The organism is Streptomyces sp. NBC_01474, from assembly GCF_035918215.1.
GTDB lineage: Bacteria > Actinomycetota > Actinomycetes > Streptomycetales > Streptomycetaceae > Streptomyces > Streptomyces aureus.
The window spans coordinates 5,788,163-5,802,453 of record NZ_CP109449.1 but is presented as its reverse complement, the minus strand read 5'-3'; the positions used below and the strand labels follow the sequence as shown (position 1 = coordinate 5,802,453).

8 protein-coding genes are annotated in these 14,291 nt (G+C 74.1%); 6 read left to right on the top strand and 2 right to left on the bottom strand.

Annotated elements, in window-relative coordinates:
• The first annotated feature begins 77 nt into the window (after positions 1-77).
• Positions 78-869: a TetR/AcrR family transcriptional regulator gene (locus OG758_RS26655; protein WP_326712268.1), complete on the top strand. Its 792-nt coding sequence runs from the start codon at positions 78-80 to the stop codon at positions 867-869.
• Positions 870-1,138: 269 nt separating this feature from the next.
• Positions 1,139-3,091, top strand: coding sequence for a sigma-70 family RNA polymerase sigma factor (locus OG758_RS26650; RefSeq protein WP_326712267.1), 1,953 nt, complete (start codon positions 1,139-1,141; stop codon positions 3,089-3,091).
• Between the two features lie 20 nt (positions 3,092-3,111).
• Here the strand turns inward: OG758_RS26650 and OG758_RS26645 are convergent, their stop codons facing one another.
• Together OG758_RS26645 and OG758_RS26640 are read right to left on the bottom strand one after the other, a co-directional pair.
• Positions 3,112-6,375 (bottom strand): BTAD domain-containing putative transcriptional regulator, encoded by a 3,264-nt coding sequence (locus OG758_RS26645; RefSeq protein WP_326712266.1) that lies wholly within the window; start codon positions 6,373-6,375, stop codon positions 3,112-3,114.
• 73 nt (positions 6,376-6,448) lie between these two features.
• A complete protein-coding gene (locus OG758_RS26640; RefSeq protein ID WP_326712265.1) occupies positions 6,449-8,554 on the bottom strand; it encodes an asparagine synthase-related protein in 2,106 nt (701 codons plus the stop codon).
• A 613-nt stretch (positions 8,555-9,167) separates the two neighbouring features.
• Here OG758_RS26640 and OG758_RS26635 point away from each other — a divergent pair.
• The 4 genes from OG758_RS26635 to OG758_RS26620 all read left to right on the top strand — a co-directional run bounded on the left by OG758_RS26635 (position 9,168) and on the right by OG758_RS26620 (position 14,256).
• A complete protein-coding gene (locus OG758_RS26635; RefSeq protein WP_326712264.1) occupies positions 9,168-10,595 on the top strand; it encodes an MFS transporter in 1,428 nt (475 codons plus the stop codon).
• Between the two features lie 105 nt (positions 10,596-10,700).
• Positions 10,701-11,903, top strand: coding sequence for an L-2-hydroxyglutarate oxidase (gene lhgO, locus OG758_RS26630; protein WP_326712263.1), 1,203 nt, complete (start codon positions 10,701-10,703; stop codon positions 11,901-11,903).
• Positions 11,904-12,020: 117 nt separating this feature from the next.
• Positions 12,021-12,866, top strand: a complete 846-nt coding sequence (gene trmB, locus OG758_RS26625; protein WP_326712262.1) for a tRNA (guanosine(46)-N7)-methyltransferase TrmB — start codon at positions 12,021-12,023, stop codon at positions 12,864-12,866.
• A 43-nt stretch (positions 12,867-12,909) separates the two neighbouring features.
• The gene (locus tag OG758_RS26620; protein WP_405653461.1) at positions 12,910-14,256 is read left to right on the top strand and encodes a PrsW family intramembrane metalloprotease; all 1,347 of its coding nucleotides are present in this window, start codon (positions 12,910-12,912) and stop codon (positions 14,254-14,256) included.
• Positions 14,257-14,291: the final 35 nt, after the last annotated feature.

Here is a 14,291-nt window from a genome sequence, read left to right as displayed (position 1 = left end):
TGGCCTGTTCCTCACGCTCCGGTTGCCGATGGCGGGGAGAGTCTCCGGGGGGAGACGTCATTACCGGGGGAACACATATGCACATTCAGGACTCTCAATGGACTTCGACGGCTTCCGCTTCGGCCGTGGCCGGCGGACCGGCCGCCGCGGGCGGTAACGGTCGCGGCGCGGGCGACAGTTCGCGTGCGGCGCCGCTCCGGGTGGATGCCCAGCGCAATCTTGAGCACGTTCTGCGCGCGGCGCGCGAGGTCTTCGGCGAGCTGGGGTACGGCGCGCCGATGGAGGACGTGGCGCGGCGCGCCCGGGTCGGTGTCGGCACGGTGTACCGGCGCTTCCCGAGCAAGGACGTACTGGTGCGGCGCATAGCCGAGGAGGAGACCTCCCGGCTGACCGACCAGGCGCGTGCCGCCCTCGGCCAGGAGGACGAGCCGTGGTCGGCGCTGTCGCGCTTCCTGCGCACGTCCGTCGCCTCCGGTGCGGGGCGGCTGCTGCCTCCGCAGGTGCTGCGCGTCGGCGTCGCCGACGAGCCGGCCGACGCGGCGGGCGCGGTCCGGGACGAGACGCGGGTTCCGCAGCAGCGGCACGCCGTCGTCCCGCCCGACCTGCGTCTCGTGGAGCAGCGCACGTCCCCGGTCACCGAGGCCGTACCGGCGGACGACGCGGGCGTCGCGGCGCTGCTCGACGTCGTCGGGCAGCTCGTGGACCGGGCGCGCGCGGCGTCGGAGCTCCGCGAGGACGTGACGGTGGCGGACGTGCTGCTGGTCATCGCCACGGCGGCGCCTTCGCTGCCGGACGCGGCACAGCAGGCCGCGGCGTCGTCGCGACTTCTGGACATCCTGCTCGAAGGGCTGCGGTCGCGGCCCGCGTAGGGGCGGGCGGCACGGCGTAGGGCTGGGCTCCGCGAGGGGCCGCGGCAGGTGTGGGGACGGCCGTGGGTGGCGCATGTGCGTCGCGCGCGGCCAACTCCCGTTTTTGGCACGCCCGTTGATCACTACCCGTACGAGTGAAAGCTAGTACTTCGTTGTACGAAGTTTCCACGGATGAGTGGTTGCCGAGCACGGGCAGGCGGTGTGGGCCACCCGTGTGGCACTCTTTCCCGCGTGTTCGGGTCTGAGTGTGCATTCGGGGGCTTTCCGCGATGAGCGTTGACGGGCGGGACGAGCCACTCGAGAGCAGTGGTGCGGGCGGCACCGAGACCGGTGGGCTGTCCGCGCGGCAGGTGCCGAGCCAGGGAGGTCCACCCCGGGACGACTCGCCGGGCTCCGAACCCTCCGGCTCTTCCGGTCCCTCCGAGACCTCCGAAGCCCCGGGCGGGGACCTCTCCGGCCCGAGCGTCCCGCAGCAGCGCGAGCCCGGCGCCGGCTCCGGCACGTCCGCCCTGCCGCCCCCGCGGGACACGCCTCCGGCGGACGCCGACCTGATCGCCCGTATGCGGTCCGGCGACGACACCGCGTACGAGGAGCTGTACCGCCGGCACTCGGCCGCCGTCCACCGTTACGCACGCACCTGCTGCCGGGACGGGCACACCGCCGACGACCTCACGGCCGAGGTGTTCGCGCGCATGCTTCAGGCCGTGCGCGGCGGCAGCGGGCCCGAGCACGCGGTGCGCGCCTATCTGCTGACCACCGTGCGCCGCGTCGCCGCGGGCTGGACGAAGTCGGCGAAGCGCGAACACCTGGTCGAGGACTTCGCGGTGTTCGCCCAGCAGGCCGCCCGCTCCAGCGAGGTCTCCGACGACGACACGCTGGATCTCGGCGCCGACGTCCGCGCGATGCACGAGGCCGAGCAGTCCATGGCCATGCAGGCCTTCCGGTCCCTGCCCGAGCGCTGGCAGGCCGTCCTGTGGCACACGGAGATCGAGGACGAGTCGCCCAGTGAGGTCGCCACGCTCTTCGGGCTCGACGCCAACGGCACGCGCGTGCTGGCCAAGCGCGCCCGCGAGGGCCTCAAGGAGGCGTACCTCCAGGCCCACGTGAGTACCACCCTCACCCAGGACGAGGAGTGCGCGCGCTACGCCGACCGGCTCGGCGCGTACGCCCGCGGCAGCCTGCGCACCCGGGCCGAACGCGGTCTGCGCAAGCACCTGGAGGAGTGCGTCAGGTGCCGGCTCGCCGCCGGTCAGATCAAGGAAGTGGCCAGCGGGATCCCGGGTGTCGTGCCGGTCGCGGTCATCGGCTGGTTCGGTGCCGCCGGGTACGCGAAGGTGGTCGCGCTCATCGGGGGCGGCGCCGCGAGCGTGGCGGGCGCCGGTGCGGCGGCCGCGGCGGGCGGCAGCTCCGGAGGGGGCGCGGGCGGTGGCGCCGCGGCGTCCGAGGGGCTCGGCGCGCCCGTGAAGGCGGGCATCGCAGCCGGTGTGGTCGCGGCGGGCGTGGCCGTGGCGGTGGCGATCGCCCTCGCGGGTGACCCGCAGAAGCCCAAGCCGGAGGCGCACAAGGAGAAGCCGGCGGTCTCGCAGCCCATCACCCCGCCGAAGCCGACGCCTCCCCCCGAGCCGAAGCCCGAGCCGCCGGCCCCGCAGCCGACGCCTCCCCCCAGGCCCGCGCCGAAGCCGACCCTCATCTCGAACCCGGCGCCGAAGCCCACGCCCAAGCCGACGCCGCCTCCGAAGCCGACGCCGGAACCCACCCCGAAGCCCACGCCTCCCCCGCCGCCCGCCCCGGCCGTCTACCAGCTGAACCAGCTGTCGTACGCCGGACTCGGCGACGGCACCAAGCCGGAGATCCGGCCCGGCGAGAGCAGCTGGGTGTGGCAGCGGTGGGGCCTGCGCGTCGCGGACAAGGAGTACGCGAACGGGGTCACCGTCCACGCGAACTCCTCCGTGACCATCGACCTCAACCGCAGCTGCGCCGCGTACGACGCCTTCGCCGGTGTCGACGACATGACGCTCGGCACGGGAGCGGTGCGGTTCTCCGTGTACGCGGACGGGGTGCGGCTGTGGAAGTCGCAGGTCCTCAGGGGTGGGGACCCGGCCGTTCCGGTTCATGTGAATCTCGCGGGACGCAAGGCGATCCGGCTGGTCACCGAGCCTCAGACGAAGCTCGACTCGCTCGCGGTCGGGGACTGGGCGGAGTCCCGTTTCACCTGCCGGTGAGCTGCCTCAGTTGAGGGGCCTCAGTTGAAGCGGCTGACGCGTTCCGTCAGGAACGTGACCTCCTCGGCCGCCGTGTGCCCCGCGCCCGCGGCGCGCGCTTCGGCGTACCGGGCGGCGCCCAGCGCGGCGGCCGCCTCCGTCTCCAGCGCCTCGATCTCGGCGCGTTCGGGCTGGGGCCGCTCGGAGACACCGCGCCAGCCGTCGGACGCGGCCACCACCCGTACCGCGCCCTCCGTGTCGCCCAGCTGGGCCAGGAAGATCGCCCCGCGGCCCGCGAGATCCGCGTTGACACTCTCCGCGCAGCGGTTCTCGACCGCGTACCGCAGGGCCTCCGTGAGGACCGCGAGGCCGCGCGCGGGCCCCGACTCGGCCGCCGTGATCCGCGCGTCGACACCGCCGACGAGCGCCGTGAACTGCGGTGGCGGGGTGCCCCGCGACGACTCCGTGGCCGCGTCGTCGCACAGCACGCGGGCCCGCGCCACCTCGCCGTCCTCCACCGCCATCAAGGCGTTCAGGAGCAGCACGTACGCGTGGGGGTCCGGCACCCCGTACCGGTCGGCCTCCCCGATCGCCTCGGTCAGGAGCTTGCGCGCCGCGTCGCGTTCGCCGGAGCGGTAGGCGATCTCGCCGAGCCGGGCGATGAGGAACGGCGCCTCCGCGTACGCGCCGACCTCGTAGGCGAGGCGCAGTGCCTCCTCGAACTCGCCCTTCGCCTCGTCGAACCGGCTGCGCGCGACGGCCGCCTCCCCGGCTGCGCTGCACACCTGGGCGCGCATCCACCGGTCCCCGACGCGGCGGCTGATGGTCCGCAGCTCGGCGACGTCGTCGTCGACGCCCGTGAGGTTGCCCGGCCCGTCTACGGCCGTGTGCGTACGGAACATCAGGGTGACGCCGATCTCCCACGCGCCGCCGTACACACGGCAGTTGGCGACGGCCTGGTCGAGGGCGGTCCTGACGTCCTCCGGATTGTCCAGGAAGTGCACGGTGAACGGCCAGATGATGCCAGGGAAGCGGGCACCCGCGGGCCCGGGCCGAGCGAAGGCGTCGCGCACCCGCATGAGGTACTCCCGGTCGGCCTCCCCTCGCAGGGCGCTCTCGGGCAGGGTCTGGGCCACGAAGAAGATGTGCAGCAGCCGCAGCTCCATGAGCCGCCAGTACAGGGGGTCGTCCTCGTCCGCCAGATCGCCCACCACCGGGAACGTCCGGCCGTCGCGCGGGGGAACCCGGCAGTCGGACGGGGACGGGCGCTCCGGGCGGGGCGTCGGGAGCAGCTCCCGCAGGATGTGACCGATCCACTCCGCTCCCTCTCTGCGGTAATTACGCAGCCACCAGAACCAGCCGGTGGAGAGGGCGAGTTCGACCGCGGACTCCGTGTCGCCGGTGGCCGTGGAGCGGTGGAGCGCGGCGCGGAGGTTGTCGAGCTCCGTCTCCAGGCGCTCGATCCACGGGAGTTGCTCGGCGGAGCGCAGGAGCGGGTCGGCCTTCTCGACGAGGGCGCGGAAGTAGGCGACGTGGCGCCGCTCGGCCTCGGTACGCAGTTGTGGTGTCTCGGCGGCGCGTTCGGTCGCGTACTCGTGGATCGTCTCCAGCATCCGGTACCGCATGCTGCCGTCGCCCGGGGTGGCCACCAGGAGGGACTTGTCGACGAGCGCGCCGATCAGGTCGGATGCGGGTCCGGTGCAGACGGCCTCCGCGGCTTCCAGGTCCCAGCCGCCGGCGAAGACGGACGCCTCGCGCAGGACCGTGCGCTCCTGCTCGTCGAGGAGGTCCCAGGACCAGTCGACGACGGCGCGCAGGGTCTGCTGGCGGGGCAGTACGGTGCGGCTGCCGCTGGTCAGCAGGCGGAAGCGGTCGTCGAGCCGGTCCGCGATCTGGCGGGGGGTGAGCAGCCTGAGGCGGGCCGCGGCCAGCTCGATGGCGAGCGGCAGGCCGTCGAGGCGGCGGCAGATCTCGGCCACGGCCTCGGGGTCGCCAGTGACGTCGAAGTCGGGGCGCACGGCGCGGGCGCGCTCCGCGAACAGGCGGTGCGCCGGGTCGGGTGGCAGGGGTTCGACGGGGCGCACGGCCTCACCGGGCACGCCCAGGGGTTCGCGGCTGGTGGCGAGGACCGTGAGGCCGGGGCAGTGGGTGAGGAGGGTCTCGGCGAGCGCGGCCGCCGCGCCGATGACGTGTTCGCAGTTGTCGAGGATCAGGAGCAGGCTGCGCGCGGCGCAGTGTTCGACGAGCAGCGCCACGGGGTCGTCCTGCGGCGCCGTGTGTTCGCTGGTCATCAGGACGGTCTCGCGCAGGCCGAGGGCGCTGACGACGGCGCCGGCCACGGCCTCGGGCTGGTCCAGCGGGGCGAGTTCGGCGAGCCAGGCGCGGGGGTGTTCGGCGGCGGCCTCCTCGGCGAGGCGGGTCTTGCCGGAGCCGCCGGGTCCGGTGAGGGTGACGAGTCGGGCCGCACGCAAGTCGCCACGGATGGCTTCGAGTTCGGGTTCCCGGCCGACGAACGAGTTGAGGCGTGGCCGCAGGTTGCCGTCGCGCTGGGGCTGCCGGGGTGGCGCCGGGCGGCCGGAGTCGCGGGCGGGGTCGAGCAGGTCGGCGTACAGGGCGGCCAGTTCGGGTCCGGGGTCCGCGCCGAGGCCGTCGGCGAGGGTTCGGCGGGCCGTCTCGTAGGCGGCGAGCGCGTCGGCGCCGCGGCCCGCGTCACGCAGGGCGCGGATGAGCAGGGCGTGCAGCGGCTCGTCGTACGGGTGGGCGTGCGTGAGTTCGGCCAGCTCCGGTACGACGTCCGCGGCGCGGCCGAGTTGCAGATCGGCCGCCACGCGCGCGCGTGCCGCTTCGAGGCGCCGGGCCTCGGGGCGGGTCGCGGCGGTGCGGTCGGCGAGGTCGGCGAGGGCGGGCCCGCGCCACAGGGCGAGCGCGTCGCCCAGGGCGCGGGAGGCGGTCGCCGGGTCGTGTGCCGTGAGAGCGGCCGTTCCCGCACGTACGAGGCGCTCGAAGACGTACAGGTCCACGTCCTCGGGGCGGGCGGCGAGGCGGTAGCCGCCGCCCGCCTCCGATGTGACGGCGTTCTTGCCGAGGGCGCGGCGGAGCCGGCCGACGAGGGCTTGGAGGGCGGCGGTCGCGTCGGCCGGCGGCTCGTCGGCCCATACGTCGTCGATGAGCGCGTCCGCGGGGGCGGTTCGGCCGGCGTGCAGGGCGAGCGACGTGAGCAGGGCGCGCAGCCGCTGTCCGCCGACGGGCAGGGGGGTGCCTTGATCGTCGTACGCCTCGGTGACGCCCAGAATTCGGTACCGCACGGGTCCATTCTCACGGGTGGGGGCGGCCTCAGTCGCGCGGATTCCGGTTCGAGGGTGCTGGGGGTACGGCTCTTCAGCGCCCGGCGCCCAGCGCGCCCCGCTGCGGTGCGACGCTCCCCGTGGGGACGGCGCGCTGACGGGCCGGGGTGCCGGTCCAGCAGGTGCCGCGGCGGGCGATGAGGCGACGCAGCCAGAGTTCGAGGGAGACCAGGTCGGCGAGGCCGTCCAGCGGCAGGGGTTCGCCGTCGGCCGCCGCGCGCAGGGCCTTGCGGACGACGCGGGCCTCGATCAGGCCGGTCTGGGCGAGGAGCGGGGTGTCGAAGAGCTGGATGAGGTGGTCGGCAGCGACGCGCAGGCCGGTGCGGGCCGCCGCGGCGGACGACGCGTGCGAGGGCGCGCCCCATCCGGCGGGGAGTTCGCTGACGCCGGCGCCTTCGAGGACGGCGCGCAGGATGTCGGCGCGGGCACCGGGCCGCACGCGGAGCGCCTCGGGCAGGGCGCGGGAGGCGCGGACGACCTGGTTGTCCAGGAAGGGGGCGTGCAGGCGCTGGAAGCGGACCTCGGCGGCCTGTTCGAGGACGCGCAGGTCGGCCGCGTGGCGGGCGAGGGCGGCGCGGGCCCGGAACACACCCGGCCGCTGCCCCGGTCCTGGCCCCGGACGCGTCGCGCCGTCCTGGAGACGAACCGATACTTCAGCGAGGGCCTCGCCCGTCAGCCAGCGCGCGGCGGGCCCCGGTCTCGCCCACGCGAGGGCCGCGAGCGATGCGCCGACGGCGCCCGCCTCGCCGTCCGGATCCTCGAAGTTCCGCTGCAACAGCCGCTCCGCAAGGCTTTCGACGCCCGCCCTGTACGGCGTGCGGGCCAGCTTGCGCGCCGCGCCGTACACGCGCGCGGGCACCAGCACGGAGCCGCCGTCCGCCTTGGCTAGCGCGGCGACCGGCTTGACCATGTGGCGCCGGCGCCGGTCCATGAGGAGGTCGGCGAGGCGGGCCGGGTGCGCGTCGAGGACCTGGCGGGCGCCGTAGCCGGTGAAGTGGTCGGCGCTGCCCGACAGGAGGCGCGCGCGGTGGCGGGCGGCGGTGATCAGGGAGGGGCCGGGTTCGTCGGTGAGGTGGCCGTCCAACTCGGCGTAGGGGAGGGCCTCTTCGCCCGCGGTGACGACGACGTGGTGCAGGCGCGGGTTCGCGGCGATGGCGCCCGCGCGCTGGAGTTCGGCCTCGCGTCCGTCGGCGCCCGCGGACAGGTCGTTGAAGGTGACGGCGAGGAGGCGCTCGCCCGCGCCCGTGCCGTGGCCGAGGACCGTGCCGGGCAGTCCGGGCAGTCCGGCCGCGAGCAGCGCGAGTGTCCCGGACGCGGGTCCTCCGGAGAGGTCGGCGCCGATGCCGGGCACAGGCATCCCGCGGGCGGCGCGCCGCTCGGCGGGGCCCATGCCGGGGACGGGCCCCGGGTCGATGTCGGCGCCGGGGACATGCCGGGGCGCGGCGAGCCGGGCGCGTACGGCCTCGACGAGCGCGTCGCGCAGGGCGTCCACCGCGCCGGCCGGGTCGGCGGAGGGGGCGGCGACGGCGAGCGATGCGACCGGTTCGTAGCCGGCGATCTCTCGGGCACCGGCGCGCAGGATCAGCGCGTGGCCCGGCGGGATGCGGCGTACGCCCTGGTACGGCGTCGAGTCGTGCAGGGCCTCGGGCACGTCGGGGGCGGCGAGCAGGGCCGCGAGATGGCCGATGTCGAGGTGGGCCTCGATGAGGTCGGCGAGCGGCAGGGCGGCCGTCGCGTACGCGGTGCCGCCGGCCCACGGCGTGTAGAACACGGGGCGCGCGCCCGCGAGATCACCGGCGACCATGAGGCGCCTGCCGACCTGGACGACGGCGGTGTAGCTGCCGGACCAGGCGGTGAGGTGACGCAGGGCGCCCCCGCGCGCGGCGAACAGGCCGACCCGCAGCTGCTCGTCGGTGGCGCCGCAGGTGCCGAGTACGGCGATACGGGTCTGCTCGTCGGCGCTGACGATCCTGACCTCGTCCGGGCGCCAGTCGCCGACCGCCCACAGCGGGTCGGGGTCACCCCACAGGAGCTGGGAGCCCACGGGGTGGACGGTCTCCCCGTCGGGTCCGGTCGAGCCCGCGGACCCGAACCGCACGGGCCCGGCGGCGGTACTGCTCCACCCCACCAACCACCGCATCGCCGCCTCCACAGGTTGTGGACAGAACCTCGTCAGAAGGAATCAGAGGAAATCACAGGAACAGAGTCCCCATGCTGCCACGAAGGAGGCTTGCGGGAGGGGCGACCGGGCGGCACGTGCGCCACCGAATGCGCCCCTTTTGAGCGGCAGTTGAACCCCCCGAGGGCCGCTCGGGGGCATCGGTGACGCCGTACGGCACCGTCGATATTCGGCCAAATCGGCTGTGGATGGCCAGACCTGTGCACACCACATCGGCCACAGCGCGCAACGCACGGTCCGGGAGGTGCCCTTCACCTCCCGGACCGGTCCACCGCCCGCGGGGATGAAGGCGGCGGTATCCCCCAGCCCGCTGGATCCAGTACAGCGGGCCGACCCACGCACCATCATGGAAGCCCTCCCCCCATGGCCGCAGAAGAGCGCACGCACAGGCGCACGGCCACACGGGCGGAGCACACCGTGACGGCGCCGCCCCGGGCACGTACTCCCGTGCGGACAATATTCCCGCCATCCGGAACTATGCCCCTTAACGCTTGGGATCCGGCGAACTACGCTGGGTGTACGAATGCCGCGCGCTTATGCCACCGCGGCAGCCGGCTGTGTCGAGGGGTGGCGCATGTCCAGGGAGCAACGCGGGCCGAACGAGAAACTCGGCACCGTTCTCGCCCTCGCGGGAATCAGCAACGCAGGCCTGGCGCGGCGCGTCAACGACCTTGGCGCCCAACGCGGTCTGACGCTTCGCTACGACAAGACCTCGGTGGCCCGCTGGGTCTCCAAGGGCATGGTGCCGCAGGGCGCGGCGCCGCACCTCATCGCCGCCGCCATCGGCCAGAAGCTGGGCCGGCCCGTGCCGCTGCACGAGATCGGCCTGGCGGACGCGGACCCCGCGCCCGAAGTGGGCCTCGCCTTCCCGCGCGACGTGGGGGCGGCGGTGAAGTCGGCGACGGAGCTGTACCGCCTCGACCTGGCGGGCCGCCGTACGGGCGGCGGCATCTGGCAGTCGCTGGCCGGATCCTTCGCGGTGAGCGCGTACGCGACGCCCGCGTCGAGATGGCTGATAACGCCGGCCGACTCGTCGGTCGCACGCGAAGCGCAACCGCTGGAGAGCGGCGGCGACAACACTCCTCAGAAGGTCGGCCACAGCGACGTCCAGAAGCTGCGCGAGGCGGCCGAGGACGCGCGGCGCTGGGACTCCAAGTACGGGGGCGGTGACTGGCGTTCGTCGATGGTCCCCGAGTGCCTGCGGGTGGAGGCGGCCCCGCTGCTGCTCGGCGCCTACTCGGACGACGTGGGGCGCGCCCTGTTCGGGGCGAGCGCCGAACTGACGCGCCTGGCCGGGTGGATGGCGTTCGACACGGGCCAGCAGGAGGCGGCACAGCGGTACTACATCCAGGCGCTGCGGCTCGCGCGCGCAGCGGCGGACGTGCCCCTGGGGGGCTACGTGCTGGCGTCGATGTCGCTCCAGGCGACGTACCGCGGGTTCGGCGACGAGGGGGTGGACCTCGCGCAGGCCGCCCTGGAGCGCAATCGCGGGCTCGCCACCGCCAGGACGATGAGCTTCTTCCGGCTCGTGGAAGCACGCGCGCACGCGCGCGCCAGTGACGCGCACGCCGCGGGGGCCGCGCTGCGGGCCGCGGAGGGCTGGCTGGAGCGGGCGCGCGACGGGGACCACGACCCGTCGTGGCTCGGCTTCTACTCGTACGACCGCTTCGCCGCCGACGCCGCCGAGTGCTACCGCGACCTGAAGGCACCCCGCCAGGTGCGGCGCTTCACGGAGCAGGCCCTGTCGAAGCCCACGGAGGAGTTCGTGCGCTCGCACGGGTTACGCCTCGTGGTGTCGGCGGTCGCCGAGCTGGAGTCGGGGAACCTGGACGCGGCGTGCGAGCAGGGCACGCGCGCGCTGGAGGTGGCGGGGCGGATCTCGTCGGCCCGGACCACCGAGTACGTGAAGGACCTGCTGCACCGCCTCGAGCCGTACGGGGACGAGCCGCGCGTGGTGGAGCTGCGGGAGAGGGCGAGGCCGCTCCTGATGGCGCCGGCGTAGGGCAGCGGTGTGAAGGTACCGGCGCAGCCGAACCCATACCGCCCGGGTTTGAACGCGATGTCAGTGGCGCAGTGCAGTATCGGGGGCGGGAGGTGAGGCACGGTGATGACGAGCGGGCACGACTGCGACGTGCTGGTGATCGGCGGCGGGATCGTCGGTCTGTCGACGGCGTACGCCCTCACGCGCGCGGTACCGGGCACCCGTGTGACCGTCCTGGAGAAGGAGCACGGCCCAGCCAGACACCAGACGGGGCGTAACAGCGGGGTCATCCACAGCGGCGTGTACTACCGCCCCGGCTCGCTCAAGGCCCGCTTCGCGGTGCGGGGCGCGGCCGAGATGGTCGAGTTCTGCGCGGAGTTCGGCATCGCGCACGCGGTCACCGGCAAGCTGATCGTGGCCACCGAACGCGACGAGCTGCCCCGCCTGCACGCCCTGGTCCAGCGCGGCCGGGAGAACGGGATTCCGGTGCGGGAGCTCGGCCCCGCCCAGATCGGCGAGTACGAGCCGTATGTGCGCGGCCTCGCCGCGATCCACGTGGGCACGACGGGCGTCGCCGACTACGTCTCCGTGGCGCGGCATCTCGCCGAGGCCTCGGGCGCGGACATCCGGTACGGCGCGGAGGTGGTGCAGATCGACCGCCGCGCGGAGCGTGGCGTCGCGGTGCGCACGGCCGCCGGGGACATCGTCCGCGGGCGCGTCCTGGTGAACTGCGCGGGGCTGCACTGCGACCGGATCGCCCGGCTCGCGGGGGACGACCCCGGCATGCGGATCGTCCCCTTCCGGGGTGAGTACTTCGAGCTGGCCCGCCCCGAGCTGGTGCGCGGCCTGGTCTATCCGGTGCCGGACCCGGCGTTCCCCTTCCTCGGCGTCCATCTCACGCGCGGCATCGACAAGAGCGTGCACGTCGGACCGAACGCGGTGCCCGCGCTGGCCCTCGAGGGCTACGACTGGTCGACGGTCAGACCGCGCGAGCTCGGCGCCACGCTGGCCTGGCCCGGCTCCTGGCGGATAGCGCGCCGGCACTGGCGGTACGGGGCCGGTGAGCTGCGCCGCTCGGTGTCCCGGGACGCTTTCACGTCGGCGGTGCGCAGGCTGCTGCCCGCGGTGACCGCGGACGACCTGGTGCCCGCGCCCGCCGGTGTCCGGGCGCAGGCGGTCCTGCGGGACGGGACCCTGGTCGACGACTTCATGATCCGCGAGGCCCCGCGCACGGTGCATGTGCTGAACGCGCCGTCCCCCGCGGCGACGGCCTCGCTCCCGATCGGCCGGGAAGTCGCCCGGCGGGCCCTGGCCGCGCTCGGGCCCTGAGCCCCGGGACCTCGGCTCGGGCCCTGAGCCCCGGGACCTCGGCTCGGGCCCTGAGCTCCGGGCTCCGGGTTCTGGGCTTGGGCCCCGGCCGGATCCGGCGTCTAAAATCGCCTCACTGTGTCTGAGTCACCCCGCACCCCCGAAGCCCACACCCCTGAGGCCCCCGGTCCCGAAGCCTCCGGTCCCGTACGCGCAAAGGGCGAGCCGCGCTTTCCCGACGGGCCCGCGCCTGACCCCGCCGGTTCGCACTTCGAGCGGCGCATCCGCAGCTTCCAGCCCCGCCGCAGCCGCGTCACGACCGGCCAGGCGGACGCCCTCCAGCGGCTGTGGCCCTTGTGGGGCCTCGACATCGACGGGCAGCGCGTCCTCGACCTCGACGAGCTGTTCGACGGCAGGAAGCGCGTCGTCATGGAGATCGGCTTCGGCATGGGTGAGGCGACGGCGCAGATGGCCGCCGACGACCCTGACACCGGCATCCTCGCGGTCGACGTGCACACGCCGGGCCAGGGCAACCTCCTGGGCCTCGCCGAGCGGAACGGCCTGACGAACGTACGGGTGGCGAACGGCGACGCGATCATCCTGCTCCGCGAGATGCTCCCCGCGGCCTCCCTCGACGGGCTGCGCGTCTACTTCCCCGACCCCTGGCCGAAGAAGCGCCACCACAAGCGGCGCCTGATCCAGCCGGAGTTCCTCAGCCTGGCCAAGGTCCCCCTCAAGCCGGGCGCACTGGTGCACTGCGCGACCGACTGGGAGCCGTACGCCGAGCAGATGCTCGAAGTCCTGACCGAACACCCCGACTACGAGAACACGCAGGCCGACGGCGGATACGCACCCAGGCCCGCGTTCCGCCCCCTCACACGCTTCGAGGGCCAGGGCCTGGACAAGGGCCATGTGGTCCACGACCTGCTCTTCCTGCGCGCGCAGCACGCACCGCAGTCCCCACCGGTCACCGCCGCGGACTGACACCCCGTCGCGGCCGGGCCCGTCCCTCGTTAGGGTCAACGCTGTGGCGACCTATCCCTCGTATCCGAATGCGTTTCCGCACGCGCAGCCCGGAGCAGGCGCTCCCGGGCCCGGCACGCTGCGGCATCCACGCTGGTGGGAGCGGAAGGCCGTGCACGCCTGGGCGCTCGTCTCGCTCCTCGCGCTCTCCGGCCTGGTGATCCTCGCCCTCGTGCGTGAACAGACCGGCACCGAGGGGTTCCTGGTCGGGCTCTGCCTCGCGATCCTGCCCGTCCCGCTGCTGATTGCCGCGTTCCGCTGGCTGGACCGGGTCGCGCCCGGCCCCTGGCGGAACCTGCTGTTCTCGTTCGCCTGGGGCGCCTGCGCCGCCGCGCTCATCGCGATCGTCGCCAACAGTTTCGCGACCCACTGGATCGCCACGAACTCGGCCGACCCCTCGAACGCCGACACCCTCGGCGCGACGGTCATAGCGCCCATCGTCGAGGAGTCCGCGAAGGCCTGCGCCGTCCTGCTCATCTTCCTGTTCCGCAGACGGGACTTCACCGGGATCGTCGACGGCGTCGTGATCGCCGGGGTCACCGCCACCGGCTTCGCGTTCACGGAGAACATCCTCTATCTGGGCAACGCCTTCGGCACCGACCGGCTGAACAGCGGCACCGGCATGGCCTCGGTGACCGCCGCCACCTTCTTCGTACGCATCGTCATGTCGCCGTTCGCGCACCCCCTGTTCACGGTGCTCACCGGCATCGGCTTCGGCGTCGCGGCGTGGACCGCGCCCGGCCGCGGGCCGGTGCGGCGCGTCCTGCTGCCCATCGCCGGACTGCTGCTCGCCATGGGCATGCACGCCACGTGGAACGGCTCGTCGGCGTTCGGCCAGTTCGGGTTCTTCGGGGTCTACGCGCTGTTCATGATGCCCGCGTTCGGACTGCTGACCTGGCTCGCGATCGGGACCCGCCAGCGCGAACTGCGCACCGTGCGCTCCGAGCTGCCGGCGTACGCGGTGGCCGGCTGGGTCGGCCCGGACGAGCCGTTCGCCCTCGGTTCGATGCGGGCCCGCCGCCTGGCCCGCGAGTTCGCGCAGCACCACGGCGGCAAGGAGACGGGCAAGGTCGTCGCGCAGTACCAGCAGTACGCGACGTCACTCGCGCTCCTGCGCCACCGCGGCCGGCGCGGCCGGGCCGGCACGGACTATGTCGTACGGGAGCGGGAGCTGCTCGACGAGCTGTGGGCGCGGCGCCACGCGGCCCGCCCCGCCCTCGCCTACGCGTCCCGCGCCACCGCGCCTCCCGTGTGGGTACCGCCGGTGTACGCGGGGCCGGCGTACGCGGGGCCGGTCGCCCAGTTCCCCGCGCACAACGCGCACACCGCCCACAACCCGTACCGCTACTGAGAGCGCCTCCGGATCACGTACTGAGAGCGCCTCCG